19 protein-coding genes and 1 pseudogene are annotated in these 20,244 nt (G+C 69.8%); 16 read left to right on the forward strand and 4 right to left on the reverse strand.

What is annotated here, in order from left to right:
* Positions 1–64 precede the first annotated feature (64 nt).
* Together N177_RS22345 and N177_RS00380 are read left to right on the forward strand one after the other, a co-directional pair.
* Positions 65–217, forward strand: a pseudogene (locus tag N177_RS22345) (hypothetical protein); the annotation flags it as partial.
* A gap of 70 nt (positions 218–287) precedes the next feature.
* The gene (locus N177_RS00380; RefSeq protein ID WP_023430234.1) at positions 288–1,355 is read left to right on the forward strand and encodes a calcium-binding protein; all 1,068 of its coding nucleotides are present in this window, start codon (positions 288–290) and stop codon (positions 1,353–1,355) included.
* A gap of 162 nt (positions 1,356–1,517) precedes the next feature.
* On the opposite strand, the gene N177_RS00385 is transcribed toward N177_RS00380, so the two are convergent.
* On the reverse strand, positions 1,518–2,453 hold the full coding sequence (locus N177_RS00385) for a LysR substrate-binding domain-containing protein (protein WP_023430235.1): 936 nt from the start codon (positions 2,451–2,453) through the stop codon (positions 1,518–1,520).
* Positions 2,454–2,661: 208 nt separating this feature from the next.
* Between N177_RS00385 and N177_RS00390 the strand changes: the two genes are divergently transcribed.
* From N177_RS00390 to N177_RS00435, 10 genes are all read left to right on the forward strand, one after another.
* Positions 2,662–3,639 carry a Bug family tripartite tricarboxylate transporter substrate binding protein gene (locus tag N177_RS00390; protein WP_023430236.1) on the forward strand — a complete coding sequence of 326 codons (978 nt, stop codon included), beginning with the start codon at positions 2,662–2,664 and terminating at the stop codon, positions 3,637–3,639.
* 34 nt (positions 3,640–3,673) lie between these two features.
* Positions 3,674–4,078 carry a tripartite tricarboxylate transporter TctB family protein gene (locus N177_RS00395; protein ID WP_023430237.1) on the forward strand — a complete coding sequence of 135 codons (405 nt, stop codon included), beginning with the start codon at positions 3,674–3,676 and terminating at the stop codon, positions 4,076–4,078.
* Between the two features lie 43 nt (positions 4,079–4,121).
* Entirely contained in the window at positions 4,122–5,624 is a 1,503-nt protein-coding gene (locus tag N177_RS00400; RefSeq protein WP_023430238.1) for a tripartite tricarboxylate transporter permease, read from the forward strand.
* A gap of 35 nt (positions 5,625–5,659) precedes the next feature.
* Positions 5,660–7,372 (forward strand): gamma-glutamyltransferase family protein, encoded by a 1,713-nt coding sequence (locus tag N177_RS00405; RefSeq protein ID WP_023430239.1) that lies wholly within the window; start codon positions 5,660–5,662, stop codon positions 7,370–7,372.
* A 126-nt stretch (positions 7,373–7,498) separates the two neighbouring features.
* The gene (locus N177_RS00410) at positions 7,499–8,611 is read left to right on the forward strand and encodes an NAD(P)/FAD-dependent oxidoreductase (protein ID WP_023430240.1); all 1,113 of its coding nucleotides are present in this window, start codon (positions 7,499–7,501) and stop codon (positions 8,609–8,611) included.
* Complete coding sequence (locus tag N177_RS00415) at positions 8,595–8,891, forward strand: (2Fe-2S)-binding protein (protein WP_023430241.1); 297 nt, start codon at positions 8,595–8,597, stop codon at positions 8,889–8,891. The genes N177_RS00410 and N177_RS00415 overlap by 17 nt, the downstream gene beginning before the upstream one ends.
* Positions 8,888–10,273 carry an FAD/NAD(P)-dependent oxidoreductase gene (locus N177_RS00420; protein ID WP_023430242.1) on the forward strand — a complete coding sequence of 462 codons (1,386 nt, stop codon included), beginning with the start codon at positions 8,888–8,890 and terminating at the stop codon, positions 10,271–10,273. The genes N177_RS00415 and N177_RS00420 overlap by 4 nt, the downstream gene beginning before the upstream one ends.
* A gap of 44 nt (positions 10,274–10,317) precedes the next feature.
* Complete coding sequence (locus tag N177_RS00425; protein ID WP_023430243.1) at positions 10,318–10,662, forward strand: RidA family protein; 345 nt, start codon at positions 10,318–10,320, stop codon at positions 10,660–10,662.
* A gap of 6 nt (positions 10,663–10,668) precedes the next feature.
* Positions 10,669–11,931: an NAD(P)/FAD-dependent oxidoreductase gene (locus tag N177_RS00430; RefSeq protein ID WP_023430244.1), complete on the forward strand. Its 1,263-nt coding sequence runs from the start codon at positions 10,669–10,671 to the stop codon at positions 11,929–11,931.
* Positions 11,932–12,098: 167 nt separating this feature from the next.
* Positions 12,099–13,277, forward strand: coding sequence for a lytic murein transglycosylase (locus N177_RS00435; RefSeq protein ID WP_023430245.1), 1,179 nt, complete (start codon positions 12,099–12,101; stop codon positions 13,275–13,277).
* A gap of 9 nt (positions 13,278–13,286) precedes the next feature.
* Here the strand turns inward: N177_RS00435 and N177_RS00440 are convergent, their stop codons facing one another.
* Entirely contained in the window at positions 13,287–13,703 is a 417-nt protein-coding gene (locus N177_RS00440) for a hypothetical protein (protein ID WP_023430246.1), read from the reverse strand.
* A gap of 101 nt (positions 13,704–13,804) precedes the next feature.
* Complete coding sequence (locus tag N177_RS00445; RefSeq protein WP_023430247.1) at positions 13,805–14,884, reverse strand: phospholipase D-like domain-containing protein; 1,080 nt, start codon at positions 14,882–14,884, stop codon at positions 13,805–13,807.
* Between the two features lie 176 nt (positions 14,885–15,060).
* Between N177_RS00445 and N177_RS00450 the strand changes: the two genes are divergently transcribed.
* Together N177_RS00450 and ybaK are read left to right on the forward strand one after the other, a co-directional pair.
* Complete coding sequence (locus tag N177_RS00450; protein ID WP_023430249.1) at positions 15,061–16,488, forward strand: aldehyde dehydrogenase family protein; 1,428 nt, start codon at positions 15,061–15,063, stop codon at positions 16,486–16,488.
* Positions 16,489–16,510: 22 nt separating this feature from the next.
* Positions 16,511–16,984, forward strand: coding sequence for a Cys-tRNA(Pro) deacylase (gene ybaK, locus N177_RS00455; protein ID WP_023430250.1), 474 nt, complete (start codon positions 16,511–16,513; stop codon positions 16,982–16,984).
* Positions 16,985–16,996: 12 nt separating this feature from the next.
* Here ybaK and N177_RS00460 read toward each other — a convergent pair whose 3' ends face one another.
* Positions 16,997–18,055, reverse strand: a complete 1,059-nt coding sequence (locus tag N177_RS00460; protein WP_023430251.1) for a hypothetical protein — start codon at positions 18,053–18,055, stop codon at positions 16,997–16,999.
* A gap of 289 nt (positions 18,056–18,344) precedes the next feature.
* Between N177_RS00460 and N177_RS00465 the strand changes: the two genes are divergently transcribed.
* Both N177_RS00465 and osmF read left to right on the forward strand, forming a co-directional pair.
* Positions 18,345–19,136 (forward strand): hypothetical protein, encoded by a 792-nt coding sequence (locus N177_RS00465; protein WP_023430252.1) that lies wholly within the window; start codon positions 18,345–18,347, stop codon positions 19,134–19,136.
* A 173-nt stretch (positions 19,137–19,309) separates the two neighbouring features.
* Positions 19,310–20,224, forward strand: a complete 915-nt coding sequence (osmF, locus tag N177_RS00470; protein WP_040484872.1) for a glycine betaine ABC transporter substrate-binding protein OsmF — start codon at positions 19,310–19,312, stop codon at positions 20,222–20,224.
* Positions 20,225–20,244: the final 20 nt, after the last annotated feature.

Raw genomic sequence — 20,244 nt, forward strand, 5'->3', positions numbered from 1 at the left:
CGAGGTTTCGCTGCTGGCCGGCACGGGCGCTGGCGGCGACGCGGCGGGTGACACGCTGGTCGAGATCGAGAACGTCGTCGGCTCTTCCTTCGGCGACACGCTCGTCGGCGATGCCAATGCGAATGCGCTCTACGGCCTCGCCGGCAATGACCTCCTGAACGGCGGTGACGGCAATGACCGGCTCGAAGGTTCGGCTGGCAACGACACGCTGGTCGGGGCGCCGGTGCCGACATCATTGGCGGCGGTCTCGGCATCGACACGGCGAATTACGCCTCCTCGGGCGGGCGGTGCAGATCTCGCTGCAGGCAGGCACGGCTGCCGGTGGCGATGCGACCGGGGACGCTCTCTATTCGATCGAGAACCTCGTTGGCTCGACCTTCGGCGACATCCTGGCCGGCGACGGCGGCGCGAACGCGCTCTACGGTATGGGCGGCGACGACACGCTGATCGGCGGCGCGGGTGCGGATACGCTGAATGGCGGCGGCGGCACCGACACGGCCAACTACGCCTCGTCTGGCGCGGCCGTGCAGATCTCGCTGGCGGCCGGCACGGCTTCCGGAGGGCATGCCACCGGAGACGTGCTCACCTCGATCGAGAACCTCGTCGGCTCGGGCTTCGGCGACATCCTGATCGGCGACGGCGGCGCGAACGCGCTCTACGGCATGGGCGGCAGCGACACGCTGATCGGCGGCGTGGGGGCGGACACGCTGGTCGGCGGCGGCGGCATCGACACGGCGAACTACGCCTCGTCCTCGGCCGGCGTGACCGTCGCGCTGTGGAACAACACGGCGGCCGGCGGCGATGCGGCCGGCGACGTGCTGACCTCGATCGAGAACCTCGTGGGCTCGGGCTTCGCCGACCTGCTGGCGGGGGATGCGGGCGCCAACACGCTGTTCGGTCTCGGCGGAAACGACACGCTGAACGGCGGCGCGGGCAACGACTCCCTGTACGGCGGCGGCGGCAGCGACAGTCTGATCGGAGGAGTCGGCGACGACACGCTGGCGGGCGGCGTCGGCAACGACACGCTGAACGGCGGGGCGGGCAACGACGTCTTCCTGTTCGACACGGCGCTGAACGCCGCGACGAATGTCGACCAGATCACGGGCTTCGTCGTCGCCGACGACACGATCTGGCTCGACAACGCGGTCTTCGCCGCGCTGTCGGTCGGTGCCCTGTCGGCCTCCTCCTTCCGGATCGGCGCGGCGGCGGCGGATGCCGACGACCACGTCATCTACAACCAGGCGACGGGCGACCTCTTCTACGACGCCGACGGCTCGGGCGGCGCGGCACAGATCCGCTTCGCCACCCTGAACACCGGCCTCGCCATGACGGCCGCCGACTTCATGGTCGTGTGACGGCCACCCTGCGAATGAAGAGGGTCGGCGCCTCCGCGCCGGCCCTCATCTTGCTGAAGCGCCCGGAGAGGGCGTGTCGACCGGCGGGGAGCCGCCGGGCCTGAATCTTGCCGACGGCCTGCGTGGCCGTCGCGCCAACCGGGGACAGCTGCCGCGCGCGTCTCACCTGTCCTGCCGCACGGACCGGGTCACCGTCGGTGACGCGCCGCAGGGAAGCCCCGTCGTCGTGAGGCGCTCGATCAGTATCTCCCGGAACACGGCCGCGGCGTGGCCCTCGACCGCGTGGTCGGGCCTCAGGAGGCCGAAGCTGAAGCCGATCTCCGGCACGAAGGGCCGCGCCACGATACGCCGCCCGGCGCAGAAGGCCGCGGTGTAGGGCTCGACGAGCGCGATGCCCGTGCCGAGCTCGACCTGTCTCGCCGCCACGATCGACAGCGGGGTCTCCACGCCGGGCTCGAGCCGAACCCCGGCCTCGTCGAACGCCTGCTGCAACCGATGGCGCGTCAGCGAGTTCGACAGCGAGATGATCCGTTCGCCGTCGAGGTCGTCGGCCCGGATCTCGCGCTTGCCCGCAAGCCTGTGCTCGGGATGGAGGATGCAGAGAAGCGGCACCTCCACCGCGAGGTCGCAGGCGACGCCCCGAACGTCGTAGGGCGGCGTCGCAAGGCCGATGTCGGTCTGCTGGGCGATGATCCAGTCGATCACCTGCCGAGAGCTGCGCGCGTGCACCGCGACACGCGCCTTGGGATAGGCCGCGAGGAAGTCCGACACGGCGAGCGGCACCAGGTCGAGGCAGAGCGCCGGCATGGCAGCGACCGCGATCTGGACGTCGCGAAAATCCCGAAGGTCGGCCGCGAACTGAAGGACCGAATCCAGGCTGCGATAGGAGCGCTCGACGGCCTCGAGCAGCCTCAGGCCCTCCTTCGTCGGGGCCACCCGCCCGTGCCGTCGGTCGAAGAGGCTCAGGCCCAGGGAGCGCTCCAGATCGGAGATCATCCGGCTGACGGCCGGTTGCGAGGTCCGCAGCACGCGACTCGCCTCGGTCATCGTCCCGGTGGTCATGACGGCCCTGAAGGCCTCGATCGCGCGGTGGTTCACGGGCAGTCTCGATATATCACCGGCGCATATTACCCGCTGAAGATGATATTCGACAACATGTCCCTGCGGCAGTTAGCATCATCTGCAGCGCGCCGGAGAAGCGCGCGGCCACCCCCCGTCTCTCTGCCCCGGCTGGCGCCCGCACGCGAGAAAACGTGGTGAACTCGCCCGTCGCCCTGGGGAGACGTCGAACTTCCAGGAGAACAGCATGAATATCGGACGTTGCCTTCTTGCCTTCATGATGGTGGCGGGACTCTCGCTTCCCGCCCATGCCGAATGGCCGGAGAAGCCGGTCGAGCTCGTCATCTCGTTCTCGCCGGGCGGCGGCATGGACCAGACGATGCTGCCGCTGAAGCCGCTCATGGAGGCGGAGCTCGGGCAGCCCTTCGTCTTCAACTACAAGGCGGGCGCCGGCGGCCGCATCGGCTTCGAATACGTCTACATGAAGGGCCGCGACGGCCACGTGATCGGCGCGCTGAGCGAGCCGCACTTCACGAACACCACCGTCTTCGACACGCCGCGCTACACGCACGAGGATCTCGTGCCGGTCGGCATCATCGGCCGCGACGTGCCGATCTGGTTCGTGAGCAACGACTCCCCGTACCAGGACATGAACGACCTCATCGAGGCGGCGCGCGAGCGGCCGGGCGAGATCACGGTCGCCACCGGCAGTTTCACCGGCGAGCAGTACCTGTCGCTCGCGATCCTGGAGGAAAAGGCGGGCGTGCAGTTCCGCGCCGTCAATGTCGGCGGCGGCGGCCCGGTGATGTCGAACGTGGTCGGCGGGCATTTCGACGTCGGCATCTCGCGGCCGGCTTCGATCGCCGTCATCAGCGACGAGATCCGCGGCCTCGGCGTCGTCGCGAAGGAGCGCACGGACCTGTTCCCCGACACTCAGATCTTCGACGAGCAGCTGCCGGAGGAGATGAAAATCCCGCATTTCAGCTCCTCGCGCGGCCTGATGGTCACGAGGGTCTTCGCGGAAGAGAACCCGGAGGGCTTCGCGAGGCTCGAGGCGGCCTTCGAGAAAGCGGTTCACTCGCCGGAGTATCAGGAGGCGCTCGAGCGCATGGGCTTCCCCTTCGAGTGGGTGGGCCCCGAGGACGCGCAGACCGAGATGAACGAGACGGCCGAGCTGATGCAGCAGTACAAGGCGCTCGTCGACGCGGCGAAGACCCGCGAGTGACCCTGCCGGTCGCGCGAGCAAGGAGTCAGGTCACGTGGCATGGTTGCGCGAGGCGTTCCTGCCGATCATCGGGATCGTCTACTCGATCCTCTATATCGCCCTGACGGTGGGGCTTCCGGCGGAAAGCACGATCTTCCCCCGCACCATCCTGACGGTGCTCTGCATCCTGGCAGTGCTCATCGTGCTGGCCGAGTACCGCAAGAGAGGAGGGGAGGCGGCGAAGGCCGCGCCCCCCTCGCAGGCGCCGCTCGTCTACGGCCTGGCGGTCGTCTTCGTCATCGGCTTCTGGCTCTTCGGCTTCATGGCTGCCGCGCCCGTGTTCCTCGCCGCCGCGATGCTGCTCCTCGGCCAGCCGGTCGTCAGGGCTCTCGCCGTGGCGGTGCTGCTGCCGGCCGGCATCTACCTCCTCTTCACGTGGACCTTCGGGGTCTCGCTGTGACGGCCGCCATCGCATCGGCCGAGACGAAACCGGACATCCGCCCGTGATCGAGATCCTGTCCAACGTCGACTTCACGACCTTCCTCGTCACCGTCGCCGGCATCTTCGTCGGCATGTTCTTCGGCGCGCTGCCGGGCTTCGGTGGCAGCTCCGCGATGGCGCTCGTCCTGCCGATCGCGATCTCGATGTCGCCGCTGAACGCCATGGTGTTCCTGATCGGCATCTTCGGCGGCACGCATTACGGCGGGGGCATTCCTGCCGTGCTCGTCGGCGTCCCGGGCGACGCGGGCGCGGCCGCGACGGTGATCGACGGCTTCAAGATGACCCGGAAGGGCAGGGCGTCGGAAGCCCTGGCCATGGTCGCGATGGGCTCGGCCATCGCCGGCATCGTCAGTGTCATCTGCTTTCATTTCCTCGCGCCGGTCCTCGCGAAGGCGGCCTTGAGCTTCGGCCCGCCCGAGCTCTTCGTGCTCGTGATCTTCGGCCTGTCGATCGTCGGCTCGATCGACCTGGAGCGAATGCTGAAGTCGCTCTTCGCCGGCGCGCTCGGCCTCGGCATCGCGGCGGTGGGTGTCGACCCCTACTGGGCGGAGCCGCGCCTCGTCTTCGGCTCGCCGCATCTCTACGAGGGCTTTCCGTTCATCCCGGCGCTGCTCGGCCTGTTCTGCATCGCCCAGATGCTGTCGCTGATGGCCGAGAAGGATCTCGTGCAGACCGAGGAGGTGGCGGCGCCGACCTTCCGTCGCACCGTCGTCGGCATGTTCGAGACGTTCCGCTACTGGAAGGCCCTCTTGATCGGCACGATCTCGGGCACCTTCATCGGCGCCTTGCCGGGCGCCGGGGCTTCGATCGCCTCCTTCGTGTCCTACACGATCGCCAAGAGCGTCTCGAGCAAGCCCGAGGAGTTCGGCAAGGGAAGCCCCGAGGGCCTCGTCGCCCCGGAATCCGCGAATAACGCGGTGGTCGGCGGCGCCCTGATCCCGACCTTCGCGCTCGGCATTCCCGGTTCGGGGGCGGCCGCGGTGCTGATGGGCGTCATGATGTATATGGGGCTGCGGCCGGGCCCGCGGCTCTTCGTCGAGCAGCTGCCGCTGATCCAGACGCTCGTGACCTACCTGCTTCTCGGCAATATCGTGATGATCGTGTTCGGCGCGATCGCCGCGGGCACGTTCTACCGCATCACCCGCATCCCGATTCCCGTCCTCGTGCCCTGCGTCATAGCCGCCGCCTCCGTCGGCGCATATGCCTATCGCGGCGAAGCCTTCGACCTCGGCGTGATGATGGGCTTCGGGCTCCTCGGCTTCCTCCTGCAGCGCTGGCAATACCCGTTGAGCGCGGTCGTGCTGGGCCTCGTTCTCGGGCCGATGGCGGAGCAGTACTTCGTGCAGAGCCTCGCGATGTCCGGCTGGAACTTCATGGTGTTCTTCGACCGCCCGATCACGATAGTCCTCTGGCTCCTGATCGCTGGCTCCGTGCTCTCCTCCGTCGTCCTTTATAGGCGGAACAGGTCGGAGCGTCTCGGCGCTGGAGCGGGAGCGGGGTCGTGACCGGGGGCAGGGATCGGACGGGAGAGTATCGGGACATGTCAGCACCACACCGCGCCCGCATCATCGGCCGCAAGCACATGGCGGCGGCCGGACACTATCTCGCGGCGCAGGCGGCCTTCCAAGCCCTCGAGGCCGGCGGCAACGCCGTCGATGCCGGGGTCGCCGGCGGCATCGCGCTCGGTGTGCTCCAGAGCGAGTATGTGAGCTTCGGCGGCGTCGCCCCGATCATGATCCGCATGGCGGAGACGGGCGAGGTCGTCACGCTGAGCGGGCTCGGCCACTGGCCGGCGCTGACCGATGTCGAGCATTTCCGGCGCAATGGCGGCCGCATCCCGAAGGGCATCCTGAGGACCGTCGTGCCGGCCGCGCCCGACGCCTGGATCACGGCGCTCGAACGCTTCGGCACCATGTCCTACGGCGAGGTCGCGCTCGCCGCGCGGCGCTTCGCGCGCGAGGGCTTCGCGGTTCCCTCGCTGATGACCGACATCATTGCCGCTCATGCGGAGGAATATGCGAGCTGGGAGACGAGCGCGCCGATCTTCCTGCCGGGCGGCAAGCCGCCGCAGCCGGGCGATCTCTTCGTCCAGTCCGACCTCGCCGACACGATCGACCACATGATCGCCGAGGAGGCGGCCGCGGCGGCGCGCGGCGGCCGGCTCGCGGGCCTACAGGCGGCGCGGGACGCCTTCTACCGCGGCGACATAGCGAGGACGATCGTCGCCTATCACGAGACGAATGGCGGCTGGCTGCGCATGGACGACCTCGCGAACTTCCGCGTCGAGCAGGAGACGGCCCGCCGCGTCTCGTTCCGGGGCATGGAGGTTCACAGCTGCGGCGCATGGTGCCAGGGGCCGGTGCTCGCCCAGACGCTCGGCATGCTCGACGGGCAGGACCTCGTCTCGCTCGGCCACAACAGCTCAGCCTACATCCACCGCATCGTCGAGACGCTGAAGCTCGCCTATGCCGACCGCCACGCCTATTTCGGCGATCCGAACTTCGTGGACGTGCCGCTCGACGAGCTTCTTTCGCCGGCTTACATGTCCGACCGGGCGAAGCTCGTGGATACGGCACGGGCCGCGCCGGGCATGCCGGAGCCGGGTCTGCCGCGCGATTTCGCCGCCCCGGCGCCGCACGCCGCGCGGCCGGAGGATGCGGTGAGCGAACTCGACACGTCGTATGTCTGCACCGTCGACGCCGCCGGCAACGCCTTCTCCGCGACGCCGAGCGACGGCTCGGCCGCGGCGCCGGTCATCCCGGGGCTCGGTTTCGTCCCCTCGAACCGAGGCATGCAGTCCTGGGTCGAGGCTGATGCGCCGGCGGTTCTGGGGCCGGGCCGCCGGCCGCGCCTGACGCCGAGCCCGGCGATGGCGGTGAAGCCCGGCGAGTGGGTGATGCCGTTCGGCTCGCCCGGCAACGACGTGCAGCCGCAGGCGATGCTCCAGACCTTCCTCAACATCCATCTCTGGGGGATGGCGCCGCAGCAGGCGGTGGACGAGCCGCGCTTCGCGACATTCTCCTACCCCCGCTCCTCCGAGCCGCATTCCTACGATCCGGGTCTCCTGCGCGTCGAGGCGCGGATCGGCCCCGACACACAAGAGGAGCTTCGCGCGCTCGGCCACGACGTGCGCGAATGGCCCGAATGGGAATATGCCGCCGGCGCCGTGTGCACGATCGTCGCGAACGAGCGCACGGGCATGCGCGAGGGTGCCTCCGACCAGCGACGGCCCACCGCCGTCGCCGGGTGGTAGCGGCCGGGCACAGCGGACAACACGACAAATGAGGATGTCTCCGATCATCGTGTCCGGCGCGGACACCCCCTGCCTTTCCTCGTCCGGCTGCGGCCCCGTCCCGGCCGCCGGCCGAAAGGCGTGGCCATGAGGCGATACGACACGATCGTCGTCGGCGGCGGGCTCGTCGGCGCCGCCGTCGCATACGGGCTCGCCCGGGAGGGCGAGAGCGTTGCCGTGCTCGACGAGGGCGACGTCGCCTTCCGCGCCTCGCGCGGCAATTTCGGCCTCGTCTGGGTGCAGTCGAAAGGCGACGGCCGCCCCGAATATGCCCGCTGGACGCGCCGCTCCTCCGATCTCTGGCCCGGTTTCGCCGAGCTTCTGGCAGAGGACACCGGCATCGCGCCCGACTACCACAAGCCCGGCGGCCTGCATTTCTGCTTCAGCGAGGCGGAGATCGAGGCGCGGCGCGCTATGATCCACCGGATGCACAACGTCCATGGCCCCGGCGGCGACGGCACGCGCATCCTCGATCGCAAGGAGGTTCAGGACCTCGTGCCCTCGATCGGTCCAGACGTACTGGGCGCGAGCTATTCGCCGCATGACGGACATGCGAGCCCACTCCGCCTGCTGCGCGGCCTGCATGCCGGGCTCGCGAAGCGGACCGGTGCCTATTTCGCCGATCACCGGGTGCAGCGTATCGAGAAGGATGGCGGCGGCTTCCGCGTCGAGGCGGGCGGCGAGACCTTCTCCGGGGGCAAGGTCGTCCTTGCCGCCGGCCTCGGCAATCGCGAGCTCGGCGCGCAGGTCGGGCTCGACGTGCCGGTGCGCCCGCTCAAGGGCCAGATCCTCGTGACCGAGCGCACGAAGCCGGTGCTGACGATGCCGACCCATGTGATCCGCCAGACGGAGGAGGGCACGATCATGATGGGCGACAGCCAGGAAGACGCTGGCTTCGACACGCGCTCCGGCACGGGGGTGATCTCCGCCATCGCGGCGCACGCCGTGCGGACGCTACCCTGGCTCGCGACTGTCCGCGTCGTACGCTCGTGGGCGGCGCTTCGCGTCATGACGCCGGACGGCTACCCGCTCTACGAGCAGTCGGAGAGCCATCCCGGCGCCTTCACCGTCAACTGCCATTCGGGCGTCACCCTTGCCGGCGCGCACGCGCAGGCGCTCGCGCCGATGATCGCGCTCGGCGCGCTCGGCGAGGAGCTGTCGGCCTTCACCTCGGGGAGGTTCGATGTTCGAGCGAACTGACGCAGGGGCCGGCGGACAGGTCGGATTCTTCTTCGAGGGCAGCCGCGTCGAGGCGCGGGCAGGCGACACCGTCGCCGCGGCGATCCTCGCCCACGGCGAGCGCAGCGTCCGCACGACGCCGGCGAGCGGCGCGCCGCGGGGACCGTTCTGCTTCATGGGCACCTGCTTCGAGTGCCTGGTCGAGATCGACGGCGTGCCGAACCGGCAGGCCTGCATGGTCGTCGTGGCGGAGGGCATGGATGTCCGCCGCCAGGAAGGCGCGCGGGAAGCCACGCCATGAGGAGGGTCGATCTCGCCGTCATCGGCGCCGGTCCCGCAGGCATGGCCGCGGCCGTCGAGGCCCGGACGCACGGTCTCTCCGTCCTCGTCGTGGACGAGCAGCCGACGCCCGGCGGCCAGATCTGGCGCGGCATCGAGGCCGCGAACGCGGCTCGCCTGCAGGTTCTCGGCGACGACTACGCCGCAGGCCTGGCCGCCGTGCGGGCGTTCCGCGACAGCGGTGCCGACTATCTCCCCGGCGCGCTCGCCTGGCAAATCGACCCCGAGGGCCTGATCGACGTCTCGGTCGGCGGCCGCTCCCGCCGGGCCGCCGCCGGCGCGGTCGTGGTCGCGACGGGCGCGGTCGAGCGGCCGACGCCGCTGCCCGGCTGGACGCTTCCGGGCGTCATGACGGTCGGGGCGCTGCAGATCCTCCTGAAGACGAGCGGGCTCGCCGACGACGAGGCCGTGCTCGTCGGCAGCGGGCCGCTGATCTGGCTCGCCGCGAGCCAGCTCTGCGAGGCCGGCCGGCCGCCGCGGGCGATCGTCGAGACTGTGCCGTGCGGCCGCTACCTCGGTGCGGCGAGGCACGCCTCTTCGCTGTTCGGCGCCTCGGACTACGTGTCGAAGGGCTTCAAGATGATGCGCCGGGTGCGGGCGGCCGGCGTGCCCGTCTATCGCGGCGCCTCCGACGTCCGGATCGAGGGACGCGAGCGCGTGTCCCATGTCGCGTTCCGGACAGGGCGGCGGGAGCATCGCCTGGAGACGGCGTGCGTCGCGCTCCATCAGGGCGTGGTGCCGAACCCGCAGGTCGCACGCCTCATGCGCTGCGCCCACGAGTGGAGCCCGGCCCAGCGCTGCTTCCTGCCGCGGCGCGACCGCTTCATGGAAACGAGCGTCCCGAATTTCTTCCTGGCGGGCGACGGCGGGGGCATCGGCGGCGCGAAGGCGGCGGCGCTCGAGGGCCGCATCGCCGGCCTGCGGGTGGCGGAGAAGGCCGGGCGCGCCACCGGCTCGGGCTACGGCGAGATCGAGCGCGCGCTGAAGCGCGACCTCGCCGTGCGGCCGCTCCTCGAGCACCTCTACGCCCCTTCGCCCGAGATCCTCCAGCCCGCCGACGCGACCGTCGTGTGCCGCTGCGAGGAGGTGACGGCCGGCGACATCCGCCATGCGGTCTCGCTCGGCGCGCCCGGCCCGAACCAGCTCAAGTCGTTCCTGCGCTGCGGCATGGGGCCCTGCCAGGGCCGTGTCTGCGGCCTCCCTGTGGTCGAGATCGTCGCGGCCGGGCGCGGCGTGGCCCACGATGCCGTCGGCTATTACGGCATAAGGCCCCCGCTCAAGCCGCTCACGCTCGGAGAGATCGCGGCGGCGGCGGACGACGGGGAAGAGCTCGCCGCGGAATAAGTCACCCCTTCCTCGACCGACCAGATGAAAAGGACCGCCTCGAGATGATCACCCGCCACTTCCAGACGAAGATCAACCACCGCGTCGTGGAGCATAACGGCGTTCTTCATTTCGGCGGGCTCGTCGCCGACGACCTGTCGCAGGACATGAAGGGCCAGACCGCGCAGATCTGCGGCAAGATCGACGATCTGCTCGGCAAGGTGGGCTCCTCGAAGGAGCGCCTGCTGACCGCCATGATCTATATCAGCGACTTCTCCCAGAAGGACGGCATGAACGAGGCCTGGCTCGAGTGGCTTCCGGCCGAGCACCTGCCGACGCGCGCCACGATCGGCGTGGCGGAGCTCGGCAAGGACGTGCTGATCGAGATCGTCGTCTCGGCCGCGAAGTAACGCGGTATGTCCGGCGGCGCGGCAAGGGCGGGCGCGACGGCGCTGGTCGTCGGGGCCGGGGCGATCGGCACCGCCACCGCCCTCTGCCTGTCCCGCAACGGCTTCGCCACCACCCTCGTCGACGGGCTCGATCCCGGCCGCGGCTGCTCCTTCGGCAATGCCGGCTCGCTCAGCGAGCAGGCGATCACACCGATGGCGCTGCCCGGCATGCTGCGCAAGGTGCCGGGCTGGCTGAGCGATCCGGAAGGGCCGCTGCACGTGCGCTGGGGCTACCTGCCGAAGGCGCTGCCATGGCTCGTGCGCTGGGTGCTGGCGAGCCGTGAGAGCAGGGCCGCGGAATCCGCTGCGGGCCTGAAGCCACTGCTCGACGGCGCCGTCGACGGCTACCGCTTCCTCCTCGGCGAGGCACGCTTTCGCGAGCTCGTGACGCGGCGCGGGCAGCTCATCCTCTGGGAATCGCCGGCGCCGTCGCGCTCGGAGGCCGCGGGCCACGCCCTGCGCGAGCGCCACGGTGTCGAGATGCGGTGGGTGAGCCCGCCGGAGATCGCGGAGCTCGAGCCGCGTCTCGCGCCGATCTTCGCCCGCGGGATCTTCCTGCCGCGTCACGGCCAGCTTCTCGATCCCGGCGCGGCGGTGGCCGCGATGGCCGACGGCCTGCGCCGCGGCGGCGGGACGGTCGAGCGGGGCGAGGTCGTCCGCCTCGCGCCGCGGGAGGGCGGCGGCGGCCGCGTGACCCTCGGCGACGGCCGAGTCCTCGGGGCCGACATCGTGGTCGTGGCGGCCGGTGCCTGGTCGCATCGGCTCGTGGCGCAGATCGGAATCGGGGTCCCGCTCGAGACGGAGCGCGGCTACCACGTCCGCTTTCCCGGCGCGACCGGCCTTGCGAGCCGGTCGATCATGAACGCCGATCGCAGCTTCATCGCCGCGCCCATGGCGGAGGGCCTCAGGGTCGGCGGCACCGTCGAGATCGCCGGCGTCGACGCCGCGCCCCGCTACGAACGGGCCCGGCCGCTCGCGCGCGAGGCCTGCCGGATGTTCCCGGACCTGCCGCAGGCCGAGCCACTCGAATGGATGGGCTGCCGGCCCTCGCTGCCGGACAGCCTTCCCGTCATCGATCGGGCGCCCGGCCATGCCGGCATCCTCCTCGCCTTCGGTCACGGCCATCTCGGCATGACGGGGGCTCCGATGACCGCCCGCCTCGTCGCGGACCTCGCCGCCGGCGCGCCGCCCACGATCGACCTAGCGCCCTACCGGGTGACGCGGTTCTGACGCGAGGCGTGCTGTCGCGGGAAGGTTCGGCACCGCTCCCTGTGGGGCCGATCGGCCTCTGTCAGATCAAATCGGCGACAGGAGAAGGCCGCCCGGCTCACGAAAGGGCCCGAATCCCGTATGATCCGGTGTTGCGGCAGGAATTCGTCGGAGGAGGACACAACGCCATGCAGCGCATCGCGATCGGCACGCTGGTCATGCTCGCCTTGATGAGCCAGGCATCAGCGCAGGGCTTCTCGTCCTGTGTCGCCAATCTGCGGGACCAGGCGGCGCGTGCCGGCGTCGACCGCGGCATCATCGCGCAGGCGCTGAACATCCAGGCGCCCGACGAGAAGGTCGAGCGCCTCTCGCAGGTCCAGCCGGAGTTCAAGACGCCGATCTGGGACTATCTCGGATTTCTCGTGGACGACCAGCGCGTGGCCGACGGGCAGGCGATGATGCGGCGCTACGACAACGTCCTGCGGGCCGCGGAGCAGCGCTTCGGCGTCGATCGCCACGTCATCGCCGCCGTCTGGGGCGTCGAGACCGATTACGGCCGCGAGGCCGGGGACAACTTCCTGCCGCACGCGCTGGCGACGCTGACCTGCCGCGGCGGCCGGCGCGAGGCGTTCTGGCGCGGCGAGCTGATGGCCGCGCTGAAGCTCGTCGACCGGGGCGACCTGCGGCTGGAGAAGCTCCACGGCTCGTGGGCGGGCGCGTTCGGACAGACGCAGTTCATCCCGACGACCTACGAGCGTCTCGCCGTCGACTTCGACGGAGACGGCCGGCGCGACCTCGTCGACTCGGTGCCCGACGCACTCGGCTCGACCGCGAACTACCTCCGCCGCGGCGGCTGGACGCCCGGCGCCTCGTGGATGATCGAGGTGAAGGCGCCGAACAACTACAACGGCCCGACCGGCCGGAAGAACCGCGCCTCCCTCTCGACCTGGGGCCAGCGGGGCGTCGTGCGGGCGGACGGCTCGCCGCTTTCCGGCGGTGCACAGGCGGGGCTCCTCCTGCCGGCGGGGCCGCGGGGCCCCGGCTTCCTCGTCTTTCCGAACTTCGACGCGATCTACTCCTACAACCAGGCCGAATCCTACGCGCTGGCGATTTCGCATCTGGCCGACCGGCTCGCCGGCTATCCGCCGCTCCGCACGCCCTGGCCGACGGATGACGGTCCGCTGAACCGGGCGGAGCGGCTGCAGCTCCAGCGGCTTCTCATCGCGGCCGGCTACAATATCGGCGAGCCCGACGGCAAGATCGGCCCCGCGACCCGCGAGGGCATCAGGTCGGCGCAGCAGCGCTTCGGCATGGAGCCGACCGGCCGCGCCGGGCAGAAGCTCTACCGCGCGCTCGGCGGGCGGTAGAGCGCGGCCTCACCTGAAGAGGCCGCAACCGCTGGTGGCGACACGGAGCCAGCCGCCCGAGACGGAGCATTCGGAAACCGACTTCCAGACCTTTGCGAGCACGGTCACGCATTCGCCCCGCTGCAGGATGAAAATGGCCGGTGCGCTCGCCGAGGGCCCGTCTCTGAAATACTTGAGGCTCGCGGCCTGCAGCTTGTCGCCGAACCCGATGCTGTCATAGTCACGAGAGCCGGTCCTGATCAGGTAGAGCTTGCCGGCTTGCGTCGGCTCGCCGTTCTTACCCACGCCGTAATAGACATAGCCCGTGGCACCGAAGCGCCAGGCGGTGAGGACATGGACCGCAGTGCCGAGCGGCGGGATCAGAAAGCCGGCGGCGGCGACGATGACGAGCGTGCCCGCGAGCACTTTGACCGCCACCTCGAACACGCCATACGCGTCCCTCAGACGTTCCATGGTGCACCCCCGACCAACGCCAGGACGGCAGGATAATCGTCATCTACCCTCCGTGCAACTTCAGGTTGAGTCAGCTAGAGCCGGATCTCCTCGCACCCCTCGAGGTCGCGGAGGAACTGCGCCTCCATCGTCTCCGCGAAGGCGCGGTCGAGCGCGATCACGTCGAGCTCGAAATTTATCGCGATGCCGAGCGGGTTGAAGTCGGTCGAGCCGATGCGCGACCACTCGCCGTCGACCACGCTCGACTTCGCGTGCATCATGCCCTGCTTCCACTCGTAGATCCGCACGCCGGTCTCGATCAGCGTGCGGTAGTAGGTGCGCGTCACCGGGCGGACCCAGCCGGGGATCGAGCGGCTCGGCAGGATGAGCCTCACGTCCACCCCGTCCCGCGCGGCCGCGGCGAGCGCGTCCGCCTCGGCTGCGGGAAACGGGGCGAAATAGGCGTCCCAGATCCAGAACCTCTCGTTCGCCAGCACCGAGAGCACCTGCATCGCCCGTGCGATCGTCCAGTGGCTCGGCGCGCCCTTGACGACCCCGACGACGCCGTCGCCCTCCGCGCGGCCCCGCCCCGGCTCGAGCTCGTCCGTCACGTCGAAGCGGTCCCAGCCGTTGCGGCCCGACCGGCTCCACATCGCGTCGAACGCCCTGGCGAGCTGCTTCACGGCCGGGCCGGCAATGAAGACGCCGTTGTCGCGCCACGGTGGCCGGTCGCCGTCCTCCCACATCGCGCCGACGCCGATGCCGCCGGTCACCGCCCGCTCGCCGTCGGCGACGAGCAGCTTGCGGTGGTCGCGCGGCAGGATCCCGAACCAGCGCCGCAGCGGGCTCGGTCGGTTGAACCATCGTAGCTCGCCGCCGGCCCGGCGCAGCCGGCCGAGCCGCCGCATGCCGATCGTCGAGGAGCCGAGCCAGTCGAGGATGAGCCGCACCTCGACCCCCCGCCTGGCTGCGGCGGCGAGGGCGTCGATGAAGCGGTCGCCCACCTCGTCCGGCATGAACTGGTACTGCTCCATCGCGAGCGAGCGCCTCGCCTCGTCGATCAGCTGGAGCATGCGGGGATAGGCAGTGCGGCCGTCGCAGAGCAGTTCGAGCCGGTTGCCCGCCGACACGTCGGCGGCGGCGAAGCGCTTGATGCGATCTCGCAGACCGTCCATCAGATGCGGGCTCCTCCGATGTGCGTTCTGTCCGGTTGATCATGCGGGGGGCGGTGCTAGTCTCGGGCGCATCGGCCACCACCCCTCCTGCCGCTCTCAAGCCTTCGACGGACGCGATCGTTCCGCGACCGCTGCGCGGGCGGGCGAGCAGGCTCCAGGATTTGAGGAGATCGAAGATGCACGCGCGTCAGTTCTACATCGACGGAGCCTGGGTCGAGCCCGCGGGCTCGGCCACGCTCGACGTGATCGACCCCTCGACGGAGGAGGCCTTCGAGACGATCGCCCTCGGCACACGGGCGGATGTCGACCGGGCGGCGGCGGCGGCGCGCGCGGCCTTCGATGGCTTCGCGGTCGTTCCCCTGGAGGAGCGGCTCGCGATGCTCAGGCGCCTCGTCGAAGCATACGAGGCGCGCTACGAGGAGATGGCGCAGACGATCAGCCGCGAGATGGGGGCTCCCATCACCTTCGCGCGCGAACAGCAGGCGGCCGCGGGTCTCGGCCACCTGAAGCAGATGGTGAAGAGCCTCGAGACTTTCTCTTTCGAAGAGAGCCGCGGCACGACGCGCATCGTGAAGGAGCCGGTCGGCGTGGTCGGCATGATCACGCCGTGGAACTGGCCGATGAACCAGATCGTGTGCAAGGTCGCCCCGGCGATCGCGGCCGGCTGCACGATGATCCTGAAGCCGAGCGAGATCGCGCCCCTGAACGCGGTGCTCTTCGCCGAGATGATCGACGGGATCGGCCTGCCGAAGGGCGTCTTCAACATGGTGCACGGCACCGGCCCCGAGGTCGGGCAGGCGATCGCCGAGCATCCCGAGGTCGACATGGTCTCCTTCACCGGCTCGACCAGGGCCGGCACGGCGGTGGCGATCGCCGGCGCACCCACCGTGAAGCGCATCCATCAGGAGCTCGGGGGCAAGTCTCCGAACATCATCCTGCCGGACGCCGATTTCGAGAGCGCGGTGAGCCAGGGCGCCTCCGGCATGATGGACAACACCGGCCAGTCCTGCGACGCGCCGAGCCGCATGTTCGTGCCGCGCGAGCGCATGGCCGAGGCCGCCGACATCGCGAAGGCCGTGGCCGAGGCGGTGAAGGTGGGCGATCCGCGCTCGGAGGAGACGGAGATGGGCCCGCTCGTCAGCCAGATGCAGTACGACAAGGTGCAGGGCCTCATCGACGCGGGCATCGCCGAAGGCGCGAAGCTCGTCGCCGGCGGGCCCGGGCGGCCGGAGAGCCTCAACCGCGGCTACTATCCGCGCCCCACGATCTTCGCCGACGTCGAGCCCGGCATGCGCATCGAGCGCGAGGAGATCTTCGGTCCCGTCCTCTCGATCATCGGCTACGCCGACGAGGAGCAGGCGATCCGCATGGCGAACGACACGCCGTACGGCCTCGCAGCGTATGTCCAGTCGACGGACATCGAGCACGCGCGCCGCGTCGCGCGCCGCATCCGCGCCGGCCTCGTCCACATCAACTACCCGAGCTTCGACCTCGCCGCTCCCTTCGGCGGCTTCAAGCAGTCCGGCAACGGCCGCGAATTCGCGGACTGGGGGCTCGAGGAGTTTCTCGAGACGAAGGGGATGGTCGGCTACGGCGTGGCGTGATCGCCCAGGTCGCCCCCGGCCCATGTCGAAGACGACGCAGGCGACGCTCGCGCTGAAGAGGGTGGGGGTCGCCTTCACGCTCCACACCTACGACTACGATCCGGATGCCCCGAGCATCGGGCTTCAGGCGGCGGCGGCGCTCGGCGAGCCGCCCGCCCGCGTCCTCAAGACGTTGATGGCCGAGGTCGACGGCAGGCCGGTCTGCGCCGTGGTGCCGTCGGACCGCGAGGTGAGCATGAAGAGGCTCGCGGCCGCATTCGGCGGCAAGTCGGCGCAGATGATGCGCCCCGCCGACGCCGAGAGGCTGACGGGTTACCACGTCGGGGGCATCAGCCCCTTCGGGCAGCGCAAGCGCGTGCCGACCGCACTCGAGGAGACCGCGATGGCCGAGCCGCATGTCTACGTGAACGGCGGGCAGCGAGGCCTGCAGCTGCGCCTCGCGCCCGGGGATCTTCGAGCCGCGCTTGGCGCGGTCGTCGTCCCGCTCGGGAGCTGAGTCACCCCCGGGTCATCGGGTGAGATGGCGCACGAGCACCCGGGCCATCGTGTCGATCGCACCCTTGTGGATCACCTCGAATCCGTGGGTGTTCTGCGTGGGGATGCAGATCACCGCAGTCTGGGGCTTCAGGCCGGAGGCTTCGCTGGCGCTCGCGTCGGAGGCGAAGAACTCGAGCAGCGCCAGCTGCGGCCTGATCCCCTCCATCGCCATCGTCTCCCTGATCTCGTCGATGAGATCGGGGCTGTAGAGGCCCTTCTGGTCGCCGAAGGAGATGATTGGCTGTTCCGTCAGCCAGGTCTGGTACTCCTGCGCGACCGGCCCCACCTCGATCGCGATCATCTGGTTCCCCGGCAGCGAGTGGGCGGCGAACTGGGCGCCCGAGTTCGTCACCTCCTCCTTGACGGAGCAGACATAGTAGACGTCACGGTTGAGCTCGCTCCGGCGCTCGCGCAGGCGCCTCATCGCGATGATCCCGGAGAGCAGGAGCGCCCGGTCGTCCATGAAGTGGGCGCCCAGGCACTTGCCCACCTCCACCAGATGCCGCTCCACGCGCGACAGCACGACCCGCGTGCCGGGATGAACCCCCGCAGCCCCGAGCTCCTCGGGTGTGAGCCCGGTGAGAACGAAGACGTCTCCCCAATCGACGCCGTGATCGCGGATATGCTGCATCTCGGCACTCTTCCCGGTCCGGTGCAGGGACCCGAGCGACAGCGCGCCGGTCAGGTGCTGCTTGTCGGCCAGGATGTCGACGGCGCACTGCCCGAAGCTCATCGGGCGGACCCCGCCGAGATTGGTGACCTTCAGCGTGCCGTCTTCCTCGATGCGCTTCACGATCATCGCGATCTCGTCCATGTGGGCGACGATCGAGAGTGGGTCGCGCTTGGGGCTCGTGGCCTTGACGAGGCCGATCAGGTTGCCCGCCGCGTCGTCCCACGTCTCGTCGCAGATCGGCTCGAGCGCTCTGTGGCAGACCTCGCGCACCTCCCGCTCGTCTCCTGACGGTCCCCGGGCTTGCAGAAGCTCCTCGAGAAGGCGCACGTCGTTCTCGGTCAGTCCCTCGATCTGCATCCCCGGCTCCAGCTTGGTTCGGCCGCCTGTCGTGGTGGCACCCTTCGCCAACGCGGGGACCGCTCGTCGGTTCTGCGCAGGTGGCGGCAGCACATATTCGATTTCCGTCAGTATTCGAGAGGGAATAAAGGTCGTTGTTGTCGTCCGGAAGAATTCGCGCTATCGATGACTTGAGGTGCGGTTCGGGCGGGCTGGGGTGAAGCGTCTGGTCGCCGTCTTTCTCTTCGAAAGGCGGTCCCCGGGAGGTGCGACATCTCCGCAGTCGCCGGTCGCGGAGCCGTGCCTTCGTATGCGTAGGATCGCAACCGCCCTCGGGCTGCCGGCATTCGCCGCAGCCGTCGCCGTCTCGCTCGCGACTCCCGCCACGGCCGGCGCCTGGACGCTGCCGCAGGGCGAGGGGCAGGCGATCATCACCACCACCGCGACCACCGCCGTGCGGCAGGGCATCGGCCTGCCGGACATCTCGAAATCCGAGCTCGAACTGCTCGTCGAATACGGGATGACGGACGATTGGACGCTTCTCGTGAAGTCGCAGATCCAGTCGCTCGAGCTCGGGCCGCCGGTCTCGCGGGAGCGGCGCGGCTTCGGACACACCGAGATCGGCGTGCGCCGCGCGCTCTGGCGAAGCGACAGGTCGATCCTGTCGATCGAGGCGCGGGCCCGCCCGCTCGGCACCCGCGACGAGAACAACCTCTTCTCCTCGGAGGATCTCGATCCCGAGGTCGAGCTGCGCCTTCTGGGCGGCCGCAGCTTCACCTTCGTGAAGCGCGACGCCTTCGTCGACCTGCAGCTCGGCTACCGCGCGCACTTCGGCGGCGCACCGGGTGAGGCCGTGACCGACGTCACGTTGGGCTGGAGAGCCCGTCCGCGTCTCGTCGTCATGCTGCAGTCGTTCAACACCTTCACCGACACGAGCGCCGCGCGGCCCTACGACGATGCGCGGCGGCACAAGCTGCAGATCTCCGGCGTGTGGGAGGTGTGGCGTGGCTGGTCGCTTCAGCTCGGGGCCGTCTCGACGGTGGCGGGCGAACGCCGCGCCCAGGAGATCGGCGCGATCGCGGCCGTCTGGCGCCGCTTCTAGGACCGGCAGGGGCGCCCCCGCCTTCGCGTCCGGTCCGAACGTCTATAAGGTGCGCGAGGGAGCGGGAGCGGTGGCTGGACCGAACGATGCAGCCTCCTAGATTCACCGCCTCGAACGAAGAGGTGACGTCGAGGGGCGGCCGATTGCCGGGCTCGACAACGGGGAGAACGAGAATGCGCAGGATCATCACCGCCGCGGCACTGGGCCTTGCCCTGTCTGCCGGAAGCGTATCGGGGGCGGTCGCCCAGGTCGTGGTCGCCTCCAAGATCGACACGGAGGGCAACCTGCTCGGCAACATGATCAAGCTCGTGCTGCAGGATGCGGGCATCGAGGTCAGCGACCGCGTCGGGCTGGGCGCCACGCCGATCGTGCGCCAGGCGATCACCTCGGGCGAGATCGACCTCTATCCCGAATACACAGGGAACGCGGCCTTCTTCTTCAACAAGGCCGAGTCCGACGTCTGGCGGGACTTCGACAAGGGCTACGAGGAGGCGAAGCGCCTCGACATGGAAGCCAACGACATCGTCTGGCTCACGCCCTCGCCGGCGAACAACACCTGGGCCATCGCGGTCCGCCAGGATCTCGCCACGGGCGAAGGCCTGGGGACGATGTCCCATCTCGGCGCGTACATCGCCGGCGGCGGCGACATCAAGCTGGCGGCGTCCTCGGAGTTCGTGAACTCCCCCGCAGCGCTGCCCGCCTTCCAGGAAGCCTACGGGTTCGACATGTCCTCCGACCAGCTCCTGATCCTCTCCGGCGGCGACACCGCCGCCACCATCCGCGCCGCCGCCGAGCAGACCGACGGCGCGAACGCCGCCATGGTCTACGGCACCGACGGCGCGATCGCGGAAGTCGGCCTCAAGGTCATGGAAGACGACAAGTCGGTGCAGCCCGTCTATGCACCCACGCCGATCATCCGCAAGGAGGTCCTAGACCAGCACCCGGAGATCGAGGGCCTGCTCGCCCCCGTCTTCGAGAGCCTCGACCTCGAGACTCTGCAGTCGCTCAATGCCCGCATCCAGCTCGGCGGCGAGAGCGCGCAGGCCGTCGCCCAGGACTATCTCGCCTCGAACGGGTTCCTGAACTGACCGAAGACCGTTGGGCATTT

The organism is Lutibaculum baratangense AMV1, assembly GCF_000496075.1.
In the GTDB taxonomy this organism is placed as follows: Bacteria; Pseudomonadota; Alphaproteobacteria; order Rhizobiales; family Tepidamorphaceae; genus Lutibaculum; species Lutibaculum baratangense.

What these genes read in the sequence shown, in the direction of transcription:
- N177_RS00390 (WP_023430236.1), top strand. Translation starts at nt 2,662, where the DNA reads ATGAATATCGGACGTTGCCTTCTTGCCTTCATGATGGTGGCGGGACTC.
- N177_RS00405 (WP_023430239.1), top strand. Translation starts at nt 5,660, where the DNA reads ATGTCAGCACCACACCGCGCCCGCATCATCGGCCGCAAGCACATGGCG.
- N177_RS00410 (WP_023430240.1), top strand. Translation starts at nt 7,499, where the DNA reads ATGAGGCGATACGACACGATCGTCGTCGGCGGCGGGCTCGTCGGCGCC.
- N177_RS00415 (WP_023430241.1), top strand. Translation starts at nt 8,595, where the DNA reads ATGTTCGAGCGAACTGACGCAGGGGCCGGCGGACAGGTCGGATTCTTC.
- N177_RS00420 (WP_023430242.1), top strand. Translation starts at nt 8,888, where the DNA reads ATGAGGAGGGTCGATCTCGCCGTCATCGGCGCCGGTCCCGCAGGCATG.
- N177_RS00425 (WP_023430243.1), top strand. Translation starts at nt 10,318, where the DNA reads ATGATCACCCGCCACTTCCAGACGAAGATCAACCACCGCGTCGTGGAG.
- N177_RS00430 (WP_023430244.1), top strand. Translation starts at nt 10,669, where the DNA reads ATGTCCGGCGGCGCGGCAAGGGCGGGCGCGACGGCGCTGGTCGTCGGG.
- N177_RS00435 (WP_023430245.1), top strand. Translation starts at nt 12,099, where the DNA reads ATGCAGCGCATCGCGATCGGCACGCTGGTCATGCTCGCCTTGATGAGC.
- N177_RS00445 (WP_023430247.1), bottom strand. Translation starts at nt 14,884, where the DNA reads ATGGACGGTCTGCGAGATCGCATCAAGCGCTTCGCCGCCGCCGACGTG.
- N177_RS00450 (WP_023430249.1), top strand. Translation starts at nt 15,061, where the DNA reads ATGCACGCGCGTCAGTTCTACATCGACGGAGCCTGGGTCGAGCCCGCG.
- ybaK (WP_023430250.1), top strand. Translation starts at nt 16,511, where the DNA reads ATGTCGAAGACGACGCAGGCGACGCTCGCGCTGAAGAGGGTGGGGGTC.
- N177_RS00460 (WP_023430251.1), bottom strand. Translation starts at nt 18,055, where the DNA reads ATGCAGATCGAGGGACTGACCGAGAACGACGTGCGCCTTCTCGAGGAG.
- N177_RS00465 (WP_023430252.1), top strand. Translation starts at nt 18,345, where the DNA reads ATGCGTAGGATCGCAACCGCCCTCGGGCTGCCGGCATTCGCCGCAGCC.
- osmF (WP_040484872.1), top strand. Translation starts at nt 19,310, where the DNA reads ATGCGCAGGATCATCACCGCCGCGGCACTGGGCCTTGCCCTGTCTGCC.